Genomic DNA, 15646 nt, shown 5'->3' with positions numbered 1-15646 from the left:
ACTTGGCCGTTGTGTCAGACTCTTCAGGCTCTCCAGAGATTTCCGTTGCCGTGTTGGTGTCGGGGTCGGGGACGCTATTGCAGGCCATCCTTGATCACCAAGGCCGCTACAGCGTAGACCTCGTCGTCGCCGACGTTGAGTGCCCTGCATTGGACCGGGCGCGCGCTGCTGGGATCCGCGCCGAGGTTGTCGCAGTGGAGGGTGACCGCGACGAGTGGAATGTCCGTCTCGCGGAGACGGTGGCGAGTACAGACCCCGATGTGGTCGTCTCCGCCGGATTCATGAAGATCCTCGGGCAGGGTTTCTTGGATCGGTTCGAAGGCTCGCTCATCAACACCCACCCAGCACTTCTGCCGGCGTTCCCCGGAGCGCACGCCGTCCGGGACGCTCTGGCGTACGGCGTGAAAGTCACCGGAACGACGGTGCACTACATCGATTCGGGGGTAGACACGGGCGAAATCATTGCCCAGCGTGCGCTGAATGTGCGCGAGGGTGAAACTGAAGAAGAGTTGCACGAACGGATTAAGGTGATGGAGCGCGAGTTGATCGTCGATACGCTCCATCGCGCCACCCCCACGACGACCGGAAAGGTTGAGTTCTCCGCATGACCCGCACACCTATCAAACGTGCCCTGATCAGTGTTTTCGATAAGACGGGCCTGGATGAGCTCGCGACTGCTCTCGCCGAGGCTGGCGTGGAGATCGTCTCCACTGGTTCGACTGCGCAGCACATCAAGGACGCTGGCGCGAACGTGACTGAGGTCGCGGAGCTGACCGGCTTCCCGGAGGTGCTCGAGGGCCGTGTGAAGACGCTGCACCCGCGCGTTCACGCCGGTATTCTGGCTGACCTGCGCAAGGAAGAGCACGTCAAGCAGATCCAGGAGCTCGGTGTGGAGCCGTTCGATCTCGTCGTGGTCAATCTTTATCCGTTTAGTGAGACAGCTGATTCCGGTGCGGGATTCGACGAGGTCGTCGAGATGATCGACATTGGTGGCCCCTCGATGGTGCGCGCGGCTGCGAAGAACCACCCGTCCGTCGCGGTCGTGGTGGACCCTTCGCGGTACAGCGAAGTCATCGACGCTGTGCGAGGCGGTGGCTTCGACGCAGCGCAGCGCCGCCAGCTCGCGGCAGACGCGTTCACGCACACCGCGATCTACGACTCTGAAGTATCCGCCTGGTTCGCCGAGCAACTGGACGAAGGGAGCACGCGGACGACTCTCCGGTACGGCGAAAACCCGCACCAGTCCGCGACCCTCATCTCGGACGGTACGGGCCTGGCGGGTGCCACCCAGCACGGCGGCAAGGAGATGAGCTACAACAACTACCAAGACGCTGACGCTGCCTGGCGCGCGTGCTGGGACCACGAGCGTCCATGCGTGGCCGTGATCAAGCACGCGAACCCGTGCGGCATCGCAGTCTCGGACACCTCTATCGCCGAGGCGCACTCCAAGGCCCACGCCTGCGACCCGGTCAGCGCCTACGGCGGTGTGATCGCCGCCAACCGCGAAGTCACTGTGGAGATGGCTGAGCAAGTCGCCCCGATCTTCACCGAAGTCATCATTGCGCCTGGTTACGCCCCGGATGCCCTGGAGCTGCTGCAAACCAAGAAGAACCTGCGCATCCTCACCGCCGAGCAGCCAGAGCGTGAAGGAATGGACATCGTGCAGATCTCCGGTGGCACGCTGCTGCAAGATCGCGACATCTACCAGGCCGACGGTGACAAGCCGGAGAACTGGGAGCTTGCCGCCGGTGAGCCGGCTGATGAGAAAACCCTTAAGGGCCTCGAGTTCGCGTGGACTTCCGTGCGATGCGTGAAGTCCAACGCCATCCTCATTGCCCGCGATGGAGCCGCGGTGGGTGTTGGCATGGGGCAAGTCAACCGCCTCGACTCGGCCCGTCTGGCAGTCGAGCGCGCGAACACCCTTGACGAGGGACGTAACCGTTCCAATGGTGCAGTAGCCGCTTCCGATGCCTTCTTCCCCTTCGCCGACGGTTTTCAGATCTTGGCGGATGCAGGGGTGAAGGCGGTCGTGCAGCCAGGCGGTTCCATCCGCGACGATGAGGTTGTGGCAGCGGCCAAGGAAGCTGGCGTGACCATGTACTTCACGGGCACCCGCCACTTCTCGCACTAACCGCCGGTCAGCCCCCGCGCCTTTGTAGTGCTTTCCCTGGAAACAGTGCAATAATCAACAGTGTGAGCAACGAATACTGGGGCGCACCCCACAACCAGTACCAGCCTGGTATGTATCCCCCGCAGTACCCGCCGGTGACGCAACAGAAATCATCCAACGCAGGGATGATCATCATGAGCGTCATCGCCGGGCTGTTAGCCATCGCCCTGACGGGATTCCTGGTCTATTACTTCACGACGAATTCGGACGCGAACCGCGCGGCCAATGAGCCCGCCTTGACCAGCGTGCAGCAGCCGAGTGAGGGCGATCGCCCCACCGTGACCCAGACGGTGAACGCGCCCTCGCCGAACGAGCAGCAGCAACCGAAGCCTGCGAACAAGCCCACGAAGAACTACACGGATTATTGGGTCAACGACTCTGATGTGACGACTCCGCAGTTCGCGGCAAACGTGTTCTCCGCCTTTGTGGCTAAGTACAACTCCACCGGTAGCCCGAACGTCACTCTGTACGGTGTGTACAGCCCCGTCACCGGTAAGAACTACGACATGACCTGCCGTGACCAAGGAGCGCACGTGGCATGCACCGGCGGGAACAACGCGGCTGTCTACATTTCTTAGGTCCTGTGCGACGATTTCCCGCGTTCTCATGCGCGACCGTGTGTGCGTTGTTGTTGTCCGCATGCACGGTCGGTTCCAGCAGTCCGGCAGGCGGCGGTGACAGGGGTGTCCTGCCAGAACCATCCATGGGAGCCCCCGCTGACAATGATCCGGTGCACGTGCCCGCGCCGCAGGAGCAGGTCATTCCTCCGGCGCCAGTAGGTGATGGCCAGACCGTGCTGAACGATGCTGTTGCCAATGTGCTCGGCGGCTTTGGCGGCCGCGCCGAAGTCGCGGTGTCCGGCCGCGGAGGTGAGTTCTCCGCCGGGGACACCACAGGCTTTGCGGCATGGTCCACAATCAAGGTGCCCATTGCTATCGCCGCGTTGAAGGAGCACCCAGAAATGGCGGGGCAGGCTTCGACGGCCATCATGGTCTCCGACAACGACGCCGCGATGGCGTTGTGGAACAGCGTGTCGCCGGAAGCTGTGGAAGCGGTGCTAGCGGAAGGCGGTACGCCGGTTCCGGTCCAGCGGGAGCGGATCCGGCCGGAGTTCTCGCCCTTCGGCCAAACTGTCTGGTCTGTGGCTGAGCAAGCCCGCTTCGCCTCCAACTTGCAGTGCGTGACCGGCTCTGAACCAGTACTCAGTCTCATGGGCGGGATCACGGTCGACCAGTCCTACGGGTTAGGTACTCTCCCGGGGGCGAGGTTCAAGGGCGGGTGGGGGCCGTCGTCAAGCAATGGTGCGTACGAGGTCCGTCAATTCGGACTTGTGCACGACAGTGTGGGGCGGAATGTCGCCGTAGCTATCGCTGTGACCGCGGGCGACGGCAGTTACGAAAGCGGACAGGCGATGGCGACTCAACTGGCAGCGCAGATCGCTGGTTCGCTCGAGAGTGCTCCTGCGGCGAACTGTTAGCTGTTTTCCAGCAGTTCGATGGTGCGCTCGCCGCGGTCCGGCGGAAGTTCTGCGTGCAAGACGTCGAGCACCGCGTCCGCGAGCATGACCGATGGCGACGGCAGCGCATCTGTGACGAGAGGGTAGGGCGCCTTTCCCGTGTTGTCGCGCATTTCGACGGCTGCGAGCGACATGTGGAATGGCATCTCCACCAGCGGATCGTCGTCTCCGACAATCTCAGCCGCAAAGGAGCGGAAGTAATCCTCCAGCTCAGCGCGTTCCTTGTGATACTCCACAAACTCCTCGGAGGTGGCCACTGGCAGCTGGTACAACCGGCCGATATTCCACTTTGAGGACAGCAGTAAGCGAGTTTGAGCAGCAACGAGCGCCCACAGCTTCTGGTTCGCAGACGCATCCGAATCTCGCAGCACCGCGCCAAGAGCGAGCGACGGTTCGATCGTGGACTTCAGCAGGGTCAAGAAAATATCGGCCTTGGAAGGGAAGTGGTAGTACAGCGATGCCTGACGCACGCCCACGGCATCGGCGATTTCGTGTGTGGAGGTTGTGGCGAAACCCTGTTTGGTGAACAGCTCCGCAGACGCGTCGAGGATCTCCTCGCGTGCCGTGCGTCCTGAGCGTCGCGGCGACGACTTCCGTGGCCGTCCGACACTTCCTGCCATTTCTTCCTCCTGGCGACACTGTAAACCTGTCAAGCAAAAGATACCCGATCTTCCGTGCGGCAGCCTAAACCCTTGCCCTGCTTTCCCTGGAAAGCAGGGCTATGATCTGTAGCCATGATGCGCCACCTCGCCGCTTTCCTCGCTGCAGCCGGGATCGCGATGCCCACTATTGCAGTCCCGAACATCGCTGAAATGCCCGTTATCGGCCCTGCCGCAGTGGAAGCGTTCAACCAGATCCCCAGTAACGTCAAGCGTGATCTCGGGTGGCCAACCCCAATGTCCAGCCAAGCTCTGGGATTGAACTCAGCCGCCCCGCAGCAACGCCCTCAACCGGTGAGCATCCAGCCGCAGCTGCAGGGAATTGTCAACCGCGTCAACGCGCGCCACGGCGGGCAGGTCACCATCTCTGTGTTCAGTCCCGGCGCCAGCGCGACGGCAGGGGATAACCGGCCGCAGCCGGCTTTTTCAACAATGAAGGTGCCCGTCTCCATCGCAGCGCTCAAACAGGACGGTCCTCGCTGGTACCGCGATGCAGAATTGGCCGTGACAGTATCTGACAACCCAGCCATGCACCGCATGGCCAATGCCATCCCCACCCACCAGGTGCAGACAGTGCTGGGCGAAGGACGCACCCACACTGCTACTTCCCCGGCGCACAAGATGTCCACACTGTGGACCACGAGCGAGCAGGCGCGCTTCGCGGCGAACCTTCCGTGCGTGAATGGCTCGGGCCCGGTTGTGGGCATGATGGCACGAATCACGCCCGATCAACGTTGGGGATTGGGGCGAATGCCCGGAGCGCGCTTCAAAGGCGGGTGGAACCACCAGGGTGGGGGATACCTAGCCCGCCAGTTCGGTCTCGTGCGCGGGCCGCGCGGCGACGTGGCCATCGCCATTACGGCGTATGCACCCCATGGCGGCTACGGCAAAGCAACGCAAATGCTCAACGACATTGCCTCTGAGCTGAACGGTCAGCTCGGATCCCTGCCTGTCGCCCGCTGCGGCTAGCCCGCGCAAGGCGGCGACAAACAGGCCGCGAAATAGAAGAAGCGCCCGTCTCCCTACATAGGGGAGCGGACGCTTTTCTTACGCTGCTGTCAACCAGTGATTTAGCGGCTGGTGAACGGCAGCAGAGCCATCTCGCGGGCGTTCTTCACGGCGGTGGCCACCTGGCGCTGCTGCTGTGGCGTCAGACCGGTCACGCGGCGGGAACGGATCTTGTGGCGGTCGGAGATGAACAGACGCAAGGTCTCGATGTCCTTGTAGTCGACTGCCTCAATGCCCTTGGCCTTGAGCGGATTCTTCTTCGGGCGGCGGGACTGCTCCATCCGCGCCTTACGGTTGTTGTTGCGCTTCATTATTGGTGCACTCCTTGCTTACCAGGACGACTTGCGGACGCCCGGCAGCTCACCGCGGTGAGCCATCTCGCGCATGCGGACGCGGGAGAGGCCGAACTTGCGGAGGTAGCCGCGGGGGCGACCATCGTGGGAGTCGCGGTTACGAACGCGAGCCGGGGAGGCGTCGCGCGGCTGACGGTTGAGCTCGAACTGAGCCTCGAGACGGTCCTCGTCGGACGTCTCCGGGTTGCGGATGATCGCCTTGAGCTCCTGGCGGCGCTGCGCGTAACGCTCGACGATCTCCTTGCGCTTTTCGTTCTTAGCGATCTTGGACTTCTTAGCCATTTCTATCGCTCCTCGCGGAATTCAACGTGCTTGCGCGCGACCGGGTCGTACTTCTTCAAAGAGATGCGGTCCGGGTTGTTGCGCTTGTTCTTACGGGTGACGTAGGTGTAGCCGGTGCCCGCGGTGCTCTTGAGCTTGATGATCGGGCGGATGTCGTTCTTGGGCATTAGACCTTCTCCCCTCGGGCGCGGATCTGAGCGACGACGGACTCGATGCCGTCACGGTCGATGATCTTCAGACCCTTGGTGGAAACGTTCAGCGTGATGGTACGGCCCTCAGAGGGCAGGTAGAAACGCCGCTTCTGCACGTTGGGGTTCCAACGACGCGAGTGGCGGCGGTGCGAGTGAGACACGGTTTTGCCGAATGACGGCTGCTTTCCCGTGACCTGGCAATGTGCCGACATGGTTACTTCTTTCTCCTAGCCGCTTGAAAACTCGGAGACATGTAATAGCTGACACCACACTCGAAACTAGAAATCGGCCTGGTAGTGAGGATGGCCGGGTGAGCTCGAGGGCGTCAAAAGTCACCGGTTGACTAAGCGTAAACGTGTACTTCGACAACAGCGAGAGTCAACACTACACCCACAGCCGGCGAACTCCTAATCGCTGGAACGGCATCTGCGGCGGCGTCCATGACAGCTTGCATGGTGGGGCAGTGGCCGCAAAATCGGGGACAACCCTGAGGGGAAATCGGTGCGATCCCCGTGGCGGGAGAAACGGTGTTCTTGGTGGGATGAAACCATGAATACTTCCCGCGCTGCGTCGCCTCCTGATGACTTCATTTCTCTAACCACCCCTTCAGATCCAGCCACCCCGCCTCGGCTGCCGCTGACGTGGTGGGGTATCACTGTGCGCGGCGTGGTCGCGGTGGTGATCGTCCTTGGTGCTACCTTCATCCCTCTCGGGCTGATGCTGGTGACGGGCGTCTCAGATCAGCCTGTGGTCGCTGGTCTGCAGCGGTTCGGGTTGAGCGCGATCAACTGCGTGCTGGCGTTTCTGGCTGTCTGGGCGTGGATGCGTTATGCGGAACGACGGCCTTTTGCTGCCACTGGTTTTGGCGGCGCCAAGGTGGTCACGGGGTTGGTCGCAGGAACCGTCGCGGCGGGCGCACTGGTTCTCTTGGCGCATTTGATCGCGGTTGCGTTAGGGATGACCAACGGTGAGATGCCCGAGGAGTTTCCATCTGAGTCGGCCGCAGTCATCATCGGCGCTGTGTTTGAGCTCGCCGGCTTCGCATTTTTGCTGCAGGGCATCCCAGAAGAGTTAGTGTTCCGCGGTTGGCTACTTCGGTCCACGCCAGGCCGCCCGTGGCTAGGGTTCTGGTGGTCGACCGTCGTGTTCACGGTCATGCACTTGTTGTCGCAGGCGGGACAGGAAGGGATTGTGGATCACCTGCTTTATCTGGTCACTTCTTTCGGTATCGCCGTCTTTGCGGCGGTGTGCGCGATGCGCTGGGGTAATGGATGGATAGCGGCGGGTATTCACAGCGGCTTTCACGTGGGAACCCTCATAGCTACCTACACCCTTCCGCCGATCGAGCCGCGGGTGATGTGGGTGCTCCCAGGCGTTCTTTTCACTATCGCGGCTGGTGCGCTCCTTCGCGGCGCCACGCGCAGGGCGGCGGTGCTATTGTCGCGCGCATGAACCCGCAACCCCAGGGGCATGCTTATCGACGCATCGTTGCCCTCGACATCGCCCGCGGCCTGGCGATCCTGGGGACGCTGCTGACAAACATTTGGTTGTTCGCCGGATCGACCGAGGATTTTCTCACCGGCTATTTCCCGGACAAGTCCATCGCTGCACAAGCAATGGATTTTGTACGTGGAACGAGCGGGGCCGACGTCCGATTCGACACCTGGCTGATTGATTCTCTCCTGTATCTGGTCACCGACGGCAAATTCCTAGGTCTATTGACCATCATGTTCGGCATCGGCGTGTAGATCCAACGGCAGAGCCGGTTGCGCCGCGGCATGCCCTGGCCAGGCGGCTACATGTGGCGTGCCGGCGTTCTCGTGCTTGAGGGATTGCTGAACTACATCTTCATCTTCGAGTTCGACGTGCTCATGGGCTACGGTCTGACCGCTCTTGCTGTCGCGCCGATTCTTGCGCGCAGTGAGAAGGTGCAGAAGGGGTGGATGATTGCCGGGCTGTGCGTGCACGCGCTCGTTGTATCTGCATTCACCATGGTTGCCATCGGGTTGAACGTCATGCTGAAGGAGAAGGGCCCGGAGGCGTTGGGCCTTGATGAAATCATGGGGGATTACTCCACCGAGAGCTACTGGGGCATGGTCGAGTTCCGCGCGCGTGACCTCCTCGGCGGCCGATGGGAGGTGCCCATCATGTTCTTCATGGGCATCGGCGTGTTCATCATTGCTGCACGCCTGTACCGTGCAGGGCTCTTCCAACCTGACGGCCACCGGCTGCGCGGGAAGGTCATGGCAATCGGCTTCGGTATCGGTCTCCCGCTGGATTGGATTGTGAGAATTTTCCTCACCATCAGTGGTTTTCCGGTCGCCCGGTACGTCACCTCAACGATGGTGGCTTTCGGGGTTTTGGCGCTCGTCGCTGGTTTCTACGTGAGGAAAGACAACGTGCTCGGCAGCGTGGGCAAGCCCTTCGCGGCCGTCGGGCGCATGGCGCTGACGTGCTACATCCTGCAGAACGTCATTGCATCCGTCATCTTTTATGACTTCGGCTTCGGGGTTGCGCGGCGCATTCAAGGCCCACTTTTCACTTACTGGGTTCTGCTCATCTTCGCGGCTATCGCGGTAGCACTAGTTCTCTTGAGCGTCGTTTGGCTGAATAACTTCAAGCTGGGGCCGGTGGAGATGGTCATGAAACGGATCTATGAGCCGCTGGCGAAGCGGCGGGATCAACGAATTTTGCGCAAGCGGGGCGTAGCGGTGACCACGGGCCCGGAACCGGCAGGGGCGTGATTTTCCTTTTCAACGTGCTGCCGGTAACATCCCTGCAGTCCATTTCGCACCCAACTCAGGCACGATCCGTTTCTGGCGCAGATAGCAGCGCAGAGAAGCGGAACCGACCTGAAGTATCAATCCTGAGGGAAACGAAGAGATGAAAAACGATATCCACCCTGATTACCACCCGGTGATCTTCCAGGACGCAGGTACTGGCCACCAGTTCCTGACACGTTCCACTGCCACCTCCGGCCGTACCGCCCAGTGGGAGGACGGCAACGAGTACCCGCTCATCGTCGTCGATGTCACCAGCGAGTCCCACCCGTTCTGGACGGGCGCGCAGCGTGTCATGGACACCGCTGGCCGCGTTGAGAAGTTCAACCGCCGTTTCGGCGGTATGGCTCGCCGCAAGAAGAAGTCCGACAACTAGTAACGGCTGTTAAGGAGGAGAAGACACCATGGCAACCCCGAAGTTCCGTAAGTCGCGTTCGAACACGCACCACCGCCGCTCCCAGTGGAAGGCCGACAACGCCGCTCTGGTTGAGACCAAGATCGACGGCCAGACTGTGCGTATCCCGCGCCGCCTGGTCAAGGCTGCACAGCAAGGCCTGATCGACGTCGAGCAATTTTAGTTCTGCCAATCCCATGTGAAAACCACCACGAAAGTGGTGGTTTTTTCTGTCTAAAAACAGTTAAAGGCCCCTCAATGTCATGAGTTTTAGCTAGGTATGGTCATAATAGTGATATGAAGATTTTGGTGGTCGACGACGAGCAGGCGGTCCGGGAGTCTTTGCGGCGCTCCCTGCAATTCAACGGATACGACGTTGCACTGGCAAAAGACGGTCAGGAGGCGCTTGCGAGCATTGAGCAAGAGCAACCGGACCTGACAGTTCTCGATGTGATGATGCCGCAGCTCGACGGTCTGGGAGTATGCCGTGAATTGCGCTCGTCTGGTTATGACCGGCCGATCCTCATGCTCACTGCCCGCGATGGCGTCTCCGACCGTGTGGCTGGTCTGGACGCGGGGGCGGATGACTACCTGCCCAAGCCATTCGCGCTGGAGGAGCTGCTGGCGCGTGTACGCTCCCTGCTGCGTCGCGCTCGCGCCGATGCCATTCAGCAGGATGCTGAAGGCGGCTCGGAGCTCAGCTTTGAAGATCTCCACCTCGACATTTCTTCTCGCGATGTCCGTCGCGGTGACCGCCACATTTCGCTCACCCGCACGGAGTTCTCCCTGCTTCACCTGCTGTTGCGGAACCCCCGCAAAGTGCTCACCCGGCAGAAGATTCTCGAAGAAGTGTGGGGCCACGAGTTCCCCTCGTCCGGCAACGCCCTTGAGGTCTACATTGGATATCTGCGCCGCAAGACCGAGGCAGCCGGGGAGCCCCGTCTCATCCACACCGTGCGCGGTGTCGGGTACGTGATGCGGGAGTCTGCGCCGTGATCCTCCGGCGTGTAGCCGGCGAAACCCAAGACATTCAGGGGGTTAGGTCGCGGGAACTCGAGCTGTCGCGCCCGTCGTCGCTACGCAGCAGGATTGCAACGCTTGCGGCGGTCCTTGTGACCCTCGCTGTCGGTGCAACAGCCCTGCTGTCCTACGTTGCCGTCTCAGGGGCCATGGAGGACGGCGAAGTTCTCGAGCTGGAAGCCCGTACTGTGGCGCTGATGCGCCAAACGCAATACGTGCTTGATACCTCGGGCACGGATGTTGAGATGCTCGGTATGCTGGTTGACCAGTTTCGCACTGACAATCCGGGTTACCGGGTAGCGGTGTCACCTGGTGAGAATCAACCGTTTGTCGGTGATCCCGTTCCCGTAGACAGGTTCGCGCGGAAGGGGCAGGGCCCCGATTGGACGCAGGAAACCTTCAGCAACGAGTGGGTTTCGGTACTCCGCGACGGCGACGGCGTGACTGTTGCGCTTGCCCGCGACACGGGCGGAGTGCTCGCCCAGGACAACCGGTTGCGGGCCACACTCATGGGCATTGTCGGTCTAGGAACGTTGCTGGCCGCACTCAGCGGCTCGCTGATTGCCCGCAGTACGTTGCGTCCGTTGGAGCGTCTCCGGCGTTCTGTCGATCGTGTCCGAGATAGCAACGAGCTTGAGCCTATTGAGGTCGAAGGCGACGACGAATACAGCCGCCTGGCTGAATCCCTCAACGAGATGATGGCTTCGCTCAATGACTCCCGTGTGCGCCAATCGCAGCTCGTCGCCGATGCTGGCCATGAGCTGCGCACCCCGCTGACGTCGATGCGCACCAATATTGAGTTGCTGACAATGCTCCACCGCTCCGGTCAGCGCACCATGATGGCCGAGCAAGAGCTCAACGATCTGGAAGACGATGTCACCGCCCAGATGGAAGAGATGTCGACGTTGATCGGCGACTTGGTGGATCTCGCACGCGAGGATGTTCCGCAGAAGGAGTTCGAGCCGGAGCGTCTGGACGGGGTCCTCACTGACGCTGTCGAACGCGTCAAGCGCCGCCGTCCAGATGTGGAGTTCCGCTTCCGCGCGGACCCGTGGGTGATGGACGCTGATTCGAACGCCCTATCCCGCGCCCCCGTCAATCTCTTGGATAACGCGGCGAAGTGGTCGCCGCCGGGTGGGGTGGTCCGTGTGTCCCTACGTGCAGCGAAGCGCAGCGCCGTGCTCATCATCGACGACTCCGGCCCCGGAATCCCGGTGGAGGAGCGGAGCAAGGTTTTCGAGCGTTTCTACCGCGCGCCAGAGTCCCGCGCTATGCCGGGATCGGGCCTTGGTCTGGCGATCACGCAGCAGGTTCTGCATCGTCATGGGGCCACCATCGCCGTCGAAGAGTCCGACGACGGAGGCACGCGTATCCGCGTCGTCTTTCCCGGCCGCCCGGTGTCGGAGTAAAGCGACCCCGGCACCACACAGTGAGCGAGTAGGAAGTACTACGATGAGCTGAGATTCATCGCGATGTTAGTGACAGCTAGCGGGAGGACAATACCCGATCATGACGTACACAAATGACCCGAACGGTGCTTTTGCCCCTCAGCCGGCCCGGCAACCCATGCTGCAGCCGGAAGCGCAGCCTTTTTCTTCTCAGCCCGTGACTGTGAACACGCGGCAGAAGAAAGGCTTGGGCGCCGGTGGGGCAATCGCTCTGTCACTGGTGACAGCGCTCATCGCGGGTTCGGCCGCCGGCTATGCTGTGAGCCACTTCGCCGGTAACGGATCTGGCTCCGGGCAGAGTCTTGGCATGGGGGCCAGCGACCAGGACAACGCGCTCGAAGCACCTGTGGACAATGACAGGCCGCCAGCGCCGGATGGTTCGGTGGAAAAGGTCGCCGAGTCCGTGCTTCCCGCCGTGGTGTCCATTTCTGTCGTAGCCCGCTCCGGCGCAGCTGAGGGATCCGGTTCGATCATCTCCTCCGACGGGAAGGTGCTAACGAACCACCACGTGGTTGCGGAAGCAGCCAATGGGGATACGAAGATGCAAGTCACGCTTAACGACGGTTCCAAGCATCCCGCCTCATTCATCGCCTCGGATGTCAATACCGATATCGCTGTGATTCAGATTGAGGGGGTGTCTGACCTCCCGGTCGTCCAGTTCGGCAACTCCGACAACTTGGCGGTGGGGCAACCCGTTGTGGCGATCGGTTCGCCGCTGGGGCTGTCTGCGACTGTCACCACTGGCATTGTTTCGGCACTGAATCGACCAGTCCGTGCAGCTCAGGGTGGCGGCGAGAGCTCACTGATGGACGGTATCCAGACCGATGCTGCGATTAACCCGGGCAACTCAGGCGGTCCGCTGGTGGACATGAACGGCCATCTTGTCGGCATGAACTCCGTGATCGCGTCCTTGTCGCAGGGTGCGTCCGGTGAGTCGGGGTCGATCGGTCTCGGGTTCGCCATCCCGTCGAACTTCGCTCGCCGTGTAGCGGACCAGCTGATCAACGAAGGCGAAGCGCGTCAGCCGATGATGGGTGTCCAAGTGGACATCCGCCACAATGCCGACGGCGCGTTGATCGACTCTGTGCAGCCAGGCAGCCCTGCTGACGAGGCTGGATTGAAGCCTGGCGATGTGATTATCCGCGTCAATGACCGGCCGATCGATTCTTCTGATGCCCTGGTGGCAGCTACCCGTTCCTACGACTTCGGTGAGACGGTGACCTTGGAGGTCAAATCCGCCGGATCGGATGAGACCAGAACGGTAGATGTGACTCTGAGTTCGGAGTAGATTTCTAGATGCGAAACTTTTCGGAGTAGCACACCACCTGCCACGAACTGAAGACGAGGAGTAACGGTCATGTCGGACACTCTTGACGCGCTGGACATCCACGAGCCGGACGAGGCTTTTCTGATGGCAACGGAAGCCGAGGTGGAAGTCCCCAGTCAGCCGTGTGCACTCGCAGTCCTGGTGAGCGATCACAAGCAGGGTGGGGCGATCGACGAGGGGACTGACCGTCTCGTCTTCGAACTTCTCCAAGAGATCGGCTTCAAGGTGGACGGTGTCGTGTACGTGAAGTCTAAGAAGTCCGAGATCCGCAAGGTCATCGAGACGGCTGTCGTAGGCGGTGTGGACCTCGTGGTCACGGTCGGCGGCACCGGTGTCGGCCCTCGCGACAAGGCCCCGGAGGCGACCCGCGGTGTCATCGACCAGCTCGTGCCCGGTGTTGCCCAGGCGGTGCGTGCTTCCGGTCAGGCCTGCGGCGCGGTCGACGCATGCACGTCCCGCGGCATCTGCGGCGTGTCCGGGTCCACGGTAGTGGTCAACCTGGCCCCCTCGCGCGCGGCGATTAGGGACGGCATTTCTACGATCTCTCCTCTGGTTGCGCACCTCATCAGCGAGCTGCGCAAGTACAGCGTCCAGTAGTTCCCGCGGTCTTTTCAGGGCAATGGCTTCACGGAAACCCCGCCGCCGCGCTTCTCGTCGGGCTGAGACCGACTATGACAGGCACGCCGACACCCCGATTACTGAGGAAAAAGGAGACGGCGAGCGCTACGTCAATTTCGATGAAGAACCACCGATTCTTGACGAGCGCCCGCCGCATTACGGAGGGGACTAATTTTCTAAGTTGTTTGGGCCTTACGCGCGGGGCGTGTCGGTCGGGGCAGTGCCGTTCTTGCCGGCGAGCAGGTCGCGGATTTCGGAGAGCAGCTCCTGCTCGGTCGGGTCCTCTGCCTCCGGGTCAATGCCCTTGCGGCGCTTCTGCGCTGCGTCCAGCTTGTTCATCGGAGCAACGATGAGGAAGTAAACCACAGCAGCGATCAGCAGGAAGTTGATGATCGCGGTGATCAACGCGCCGAAGTCGAGGAAGGTGCCCTCGTTGCCCGGGAGGATGTGGATACCGAGGGGGGAGAAGTCCGCGCCGCCGATGGCGTTGATCAGGGGGTTGATGATGTTGTCAGAGAATGCGGTAACAACTGCAGTGAATGCGGCACCGATGACGACACCGACAGCCAGGTCGATGACGTTGCCGCGCATGATGAAATCTTTGAATCCTTGTAGCACGGTGAGACAAGTTAACATATCAAATGACTATTTGTCTTGCCTGACGCGCTCACCCGTGAGAACTACAGCGAGTGGGGAGGAGAGCGAGGCTGCTGCCACCGCCTCCGCTTCGTCGTGGAGGAGAAGGAGTAAAACGCTTCCGGCGGGCGAGTCTTCTGCTCCGCCGACGAGGACCACGATTCCGTTTGTGGCGATTGTGCGGGCCGCTCCTTCCTGTTCACCGTGATTAATGGTCACCACGGAGACTCGGTCGCCGTGGTGGAGCATTGGAATGATGTCGGGCTCAGCAAGCTTGACGGGCACCATCGTGTAATCTGCACGGTCGCCGGGCACGAGCGCTGAGACGAGATCGGGCCCCAGCAACCGCGTCGGAGTGACTACTTCGCCCGCACTTGCCGTCGACGCCACGATCTGCCCCTCTACATCACTGACCTGGTCGAAAGCGCCGTCGGGCACGATCGCCTCCGGCAGTCTTTGCAGCTCAACGTCATCGGCGCTGAGTGGCTCGCCGGGAGAAACTTCGCGGGTGAATGCCAGCACGGCCGGGTCATTGGCCGCTCTGCCGGTGACGGTGGTGAGGGCGGCGGCGAGGAGTAACAGGGCGGCGGTGAGACGTCGTAAAGCAAGCGTGCGGCGGTAGCCAGGAGCGAGTGTGAGAAAGTCCATGCCTTATTGGACTGTCGCAGCCCCCGGAGTGGTTCCCTTGAAGCGCAAAAACCCGTGCGGGGTGATAGCCCCATCCACAGGCTTGTCGTGGGGCTCGGAGGGCAGGACGTCGTGCACCTCGTCGTCGTAGACCAGCGCAATCCGGGGAACTGCACCTGCATGCACCAGTGCTCGGTCGTAGTAGCCCGCGCCTTGGCCGAGCCGCATCCCGCGCCGATCCACCCCCAACGCGGGAACAATCACCACGTCACAGCTGCTCAACATCGACGATGGGAAACGCTCACCGGTGGGCTCAGTAATGCCGAAGTGCGCCCCGCGAGCCAGCTGCCCCGGCACATGCAGTGCCCACTCCAACACTCCAGCACCGAGTGTGACGGGCAAGAAGACCTCTAATCCTGCTGCGGCGAGGACGTCGGGAAGCTCCTCGCCCCCGGGTTCAGCCGGCATAGGGGAGTATGCGGCTACGCGGGTGCAGCCGCGGAGATGGGTGAGCAGGTGGTCGCGCACAGCAGCGTCGATAAGCGCCTTGTTTTCGCGCACTCGTCTGCGCTGACGCGCAACCGCACGCAGCTGCCCCTTTGAATCCATCGCTATCC

General features: G+C 61.6%; 23 protein-coding genes. 15 read left to right on the top strand and 8 right to left on the bottom strand.

Annotated features, from left to right (window positions below):
- Nucleotides 1-2: 2 nt before the first annotated feature.
- The 4 genes from purN (at nt 3) to KBX19_RS01195 (ending at nt 3647) form a co-directional block, all read left to right on the top strand.
- Nucleotides 3-608, top strand: coding sequence for a phosphoribosylglycinamide formyltransferase (purN, locus tag KBX19_RS01210; protein ID WP_370686980.1), 606 nt, complete (start codon nt 3-5; stop codon nt 606-608).
- Nucleotides 605-2131 carry a bifunctional phosphoribosylaminoimidazolecarboxamide formyltransferase/IMP cyclohydrolase gene (gene purH / locus KBX19_RS01205; protein ID WP_255997108.1) on the top strand — a complete coding sequence of 509 codons (1527 nt, stop codon included), beginning with the start codon at nt 605-607 and terminating at the stop codon, nt 2129-2131. Before purN ends, purH begins: the two co-directional genes overlap by 4 nt.
- 62 nt (nt 2132-2193) lie before the next feature.
- Nucleotides 2194-2748 carry a hypothetical protein gene (locus KBX19_RS01200; RefSeq protein WP_156774847.1) on the top strand — a complete coding sequence of 185 codons (555 nt, stop codon included), beginning with the start codon at nt 2194-2196 and terminating at the stop codon, nt 2746-2748.
- Between the two features lie 125 nt (nt 2749-2873).
- Nucleotides 2874-3647, top strand: a complete 774-nt coding sequence (locus KBX19_RS01195) for a hypothetical protein (RefSeq protein WP_255997107.1) — start codon at nt 2874-2876, stop codon at nt 3645-3647.
- Here KBX19_RS01195 and KBX19_RS01190 read toward each other — a convergent pair.
- The gene (locus tag KBX19_RS01190; RefSeq protein ID WP_005291364.1) at nt 3644-4306 is read right to left on the bottom strand and encodes a TetR/AcrR family transcriptional regulator; all 663 of its coding nucleotides are present in this window, start codon (nt 4304-4306) and stop codon (nt 3644-3646) included. The genes KBX19_RS01195 and KBX19_RS01190 overlap by 4 nt on opposite strands.
- A gap of 114 nt (nt 4307-4420) precedes the next feature.
- Between KBX19_RS01190 and KBX19_RS01185 the strand changes: the two genes are divergently transcribed.
- A complete protein-coding gene (locus KBX19_RS01185; RefSeq protein WP_005291362.1) occupies nt 4421-5314 on the top strand; it encodes a hypothetical protein in 894 nt (297 codons plus the stop codon).
- A 101-nt stretch (nt 5315-5415) separates the two neighbouring features.
- On the opposite strand, the gene rpsR is transcribed toward KBX19_RS01185, so the two are convergent.
- The 4 genes from rpsR to rpmB are packed head-to-tail and all read right to left on the bottom strand — an operon-like array spanning nt 5416 to nt 6391.
- Nucleotides 5416-5664 (bottom strand): 30S ribosomal protein S18, encoded by a 249-nt coding sequence (rpsR, locus tag KBX19_RS01180; protein WP_005291360.1) that lies wholly within the window; start codon nt 5662-5664, stop codon nt 5416-5418.
- 18 nt (nt 5665-5682) lie between these two features.
- On the bottom strand, nt 5683-5988 hold the full coding sequence (gene rpsN, locus KBX19_RS01175; RefSeq protein WP_005291358.1) for a 30S ribosomal protein S14: 306 nt from the start codon (nt 5986-5988) through the stop codon (nt 5683-5685).
- A 2-nt stretch (nt 5989-5990) separates the two neighbouring features.
- Nucleotides 5991-6155 (bottom strand): 50S ribosomal protein L33, encoded by a 165-nt coding sequence (rpmG, locus tag KBX19_RS01170; RefSeq protein ID WP_005291356.1) that lies wholly within the window; start codon nt 6153-6155, stop codon nt 5991-5993.
- Entirely contained in the window at nt 6155-6391 is a 237-nt protein-coding gene (gene rpmB, locus KBX19_RS01165) for a 50S ribosomal protein L28 (protein WP_040423806.1), read from the bottom strand. Before rpmB ends, rpmG begins: the two co-directional genes overlap by 1 nt.
- A 337-nt stretch (nt 6392-6728) precedes the next feature.
- Here rpmB and KBX19_RS01160 point away from each other — a divergent pair, with 337 nt between their 5' ends.
- The 10 genes from KBX19_RS01160 to KBX19_RS01115 all read left to right on the top strand — a co-directional run bounded on the left by KBX19_RS01160 (nt 6729) and on the right by KBX19_RS01115 (nt 13938).
- Nucleotides 6729-7631: a CPBP family intramembrane glutamic endopeptidase gene (locus KBX19_RS01160; RefSeq protein ID WP_083770334.1), complete on the top strand. Its 903-nt coding sequence runs from the start codon at nt 6729-6731 to the stop codon at nt 7629-7631.
- Nucleotides 7628-7927, top strand: a complete 300-nt coding sequence (locus tag KBX19_RS01155; protein ID WP_005291351.1) for a hypothetical protein — start codon at nt 7628-7630, stop codon at nt 7925-7927. Before KBX19_RS01160 ends, KBX19_RS01155 begins: the two co-directional genes overlap by 4 nt.
- A gap of 30 nt (nt 7928-7957) precedes the next feature.
- Nucleotides 7958-8923, top strand: a complete 966-nt coding sequence (locus KBX19_RS01150; protein WP_050748830.1) for a DUF418 domain-containing protein — start codon at nt 7958-7960, stop codon at nt 8921-8923.
- Between the two features lie 139 nt (nt 8924-9062).
- Entirely contained in the window at nt 9063-9335 is a 273-nt protein-coding gene (locus KBX19_RS01145) for a type B 50S ribosomal protein L31 (protein ID WP_005291347.1), read from the top strand.
- Nucleotides 9336-9363: 28 nt separating this feature from the next.
- Nucleotides 9364-9537 carry a 50S ribosomal protein L32 gene (gene rpmF / locus KBX19_RS01140; protein WP_005291345.1) on the top strand — a complete coding sequence of 58 codons (174 nt, stop codon included), beginning with the start codon at nt 9364-9366 and terminating at the stop codon, nt 9535-9537.
- Between the two features lie 113 nt (nt 9538-9650).
- The gene (locus KBX19_RS01135; protein ID WP_255997106.1) at nt 9651-10349 is read left to right on the top strand and encodes a response regulator transcription factor; all 699 of its coding nucleotides are present in this window, start codon (nt 9651-9653) and stop codon (nt 10347-10349) included.
- Nucleotides 10346-11782, top strand: a complete 1437-nt coding sequence (locus KBX19_RS11355) for a HAMP domain-containing sensor histidine kinase (RefSeq protein ID WP_005291341.1) — start codon at nt 10346-10348, stop codon at nt 11780-11782. Before KBX19_RS01135 ends, KBX19_RS11355 begins: the two co-directional genes overlap by 4 nt.
- Nucleotides 11783-11882: 100 nt before the next feature.
- Nucleotides 11883-13109 carry a trypsin-like peptidase domain-containing protein gene (locus tag KBX19_RS01125; protein WP_370686979.1) on the top strand — a complete coding sequence of 409 codons (1227 nt, stop codon included), beginning with the start codon at nt 11883-11885 and terminating at the stop codon, nt 13107-13109.
- Between the two features lie 69 nt (nt 13110-13178).
- Entirely contained in the window at nt 13179-13745 is a 567-nt protein-coding gene (locus tag KBX19_RS01120) for a molybdenum cofactor biosynthesis protein B (RefSeq protein WP_005291333.1), read from the top strand.
- 22 nt (nt 13746-13767) lie between these two features.
- A complete protein-coding gene (locus KBX19_RS01115; RefSeq protein WP_255997105.1) occupies nt 13768-13938 on the top strand; it encodes a hypothetical protein in 171 nt (56 codons plus the stop codon).
- Nucleotides 13939-13958: 20 nt separating this feature from the next.
- On the opposite strand, the gene mscL is transcribed toward KBX19_RS01115, so the two are convergent.
- The 3 genes from mscL to KBX19_RS01100 are packed head-to-tail and all read right to left on the bottom strand — an operon-like array spanning nt 13959 to nt 15638.
- Nucleotides 13959-14384, bottom strand: a complete 426-nt coding sequence (mscL, locus tag KBX19_RS01110; RefSeq protein WP_255997104.1) for a large-conductance mechanosensitive channel protein MscL — start codon at nt 14382-14384, stop codon at nt 13959-13961.
- A gap of 27 nt (nt 14385-14411) precedes the next feature.
- The gene (locus tag KBX19_RS01105) at nt 14412-15050 is read right to left on the bottom strand and encodes an SAF domain-containing protein (RefSeq protein WP_255997103.1); all 639 of its coding nucleotides are present in this window, start codon (nt 15048-15050) and stop codon (nt 14412-14414) included.
- Nucleotides 15051-15053: 3 nt separating this feature from the next.
- Complete coding sequence (locus KBX19_RS01100) at nt 15054-15638, bottom strand: 5-formyltetrahydrofolate cyclo-ligase (protein WP_255997102.1); 585 nt, start codon at nt 15636-15638, stop codon at nt 15054-15056.
- Between the last annotated feature and the right edge of the window lie 8 nt (nt 15639-15646).

It is taken from the genome of Corynebacterium sp. CCUG 71335 (assembly GCF_024454075.1).
Taxonomy (GTDB): domain Bacteria; phylum Actinomycetota; class Actinomycetes; order Mycobacteriales; family Mycobacteriaceae; genus Corynebacterium; species Corynebacterium genitalium.
The sequence above is the reverse complement of the archived record's forward strand: the minus strand, read 5'-3'. Positions and strand labels throughout refer to the sequence as shown.

Coding starts and splice junctions, on each gene's coding strand:
- purH (WP_255997108.1), top strand. CDS start 605: ATGACCCGCACACCTATCAAACGTGCCCTGATCAGTGTTTTCGATAAG.
- KBX19_RS01195 (WP_255997107.1), top strand. CDS start 2,874: ATGGGAGCCCCCGCTGACAATGATCCGGTGCACGTGCCCGCGCCGCAG.
- KBX19_RS01190 (WP_005291364.1), bottom strand. CDS start 4,306: ATGGCAGGAAGTGTCGGACGGCCACGGAAGTCGTCGCCGCGACGCTCA.
- KBX19_RS01185 (WP_005291362.1), top strand. CDS start 4,421: ATGATGCGCCACCTCGCCGCTTTCCTCGCTGCAGCCGGGATCGCGATG.
- rpsR (WP_005291360.1), bottom strand. CDS start 5,664: ATGAAGCGCAACAACAACCGTAAGGCGCGGATGGAGCAGTCCCGCCGC.
- rpsN (WP_005291358.1), bottom strand. CDS start 5,988: ATGGCTAAGAAGTCCAAGATCGCTAAGAACGAAAAGCGCAAGGAGATC.
- rpmG (WP_005291356.1), bottom strand. CDS start 6,155: ATGCCCAAGAACGACATCCGCCCGATCATCAAGCTCAAGAGCACCGCG.
- rpmB (WP_040423806.1), bottom strand. CDS start 6,391: ATGTCGGCACATTGCCAGGTCACGGGAAAGCAGCCGTCATTCGGCAAA.
- KBX19_RS01160 (WP_083770334.1), top strand. CDS start 6,729: ATGAATACTTCCCGCGCTGCGTCGCCTCCTGATGACTTCATTTCTCTA.
- KBX19_RS01155 (WP_005291351.1), top strand. CDS start 7,628: ATGAACCCGCAACCCCAGGGGCATGCTTATCGACGCATCGTTGCCCTC.
- KBX19_RS01150 (WP_050748830.1), top strand. CDS start 7,958: ATGCCCTGGCCAGGCGGCTACATGTGGCGTGCCGGCGTTCTCGTGCTT.
- KBX19_RS01145 (WP_005291347.1), top strand. CDS start 9,063: ATGAAAAACGATATCCACCCTGATTACCACCCGGTGATCTTCCAGGAC.
- rpmF (WP_005291345.1), top strand. CDS start 9,364: ATGGCAACCCCGAAGTTCCGTAAGTCGCGTTCGAACACGCACCACCGC.
- KBX19_RS01135 (WP_255997106.1), top strand. CDS start 9,651: ATGAAGATTTTGGTGGTCGACGACGAGCAGGCGGTCCGGGAGTCTTTG.
- KBX19_RS01125 (WP_370686979.1), top strand. CDS start 11,883: ATGACGTACACAAATGACCCGAACGGTGCTTTTGCCCCTCAGCCGGCC.
- KBX19_RS01120 (WP_005291333.1), top strand. CDS start 13,179: ATGTCGGACACTCTTGACGCGCTGGACATCCACGAGCCGGACGAGGCT.
- KBX19_RS01115 (WP_255997105.1), top strand. CDS start 13,768: ATGGCTTCACGGAAACCCCGCCGCCGCGCTTCTCGTCGGGCTGAGACC.
- KBX19_RS01105 (WP_255997103.1), bottom strand. CDS start 15,050: ATGGACTTTCTCACACTCGCTCCTGGCTACCGCCGCACGCTTGCTTTA.
- KBX19_RS01100 (WP_255997102.1), bottom strand. CDS start 15,638: ATGGATTCAAAGGGGCAGCTGCGTGCGGTTGCGCGTCAGCGCAGACGA.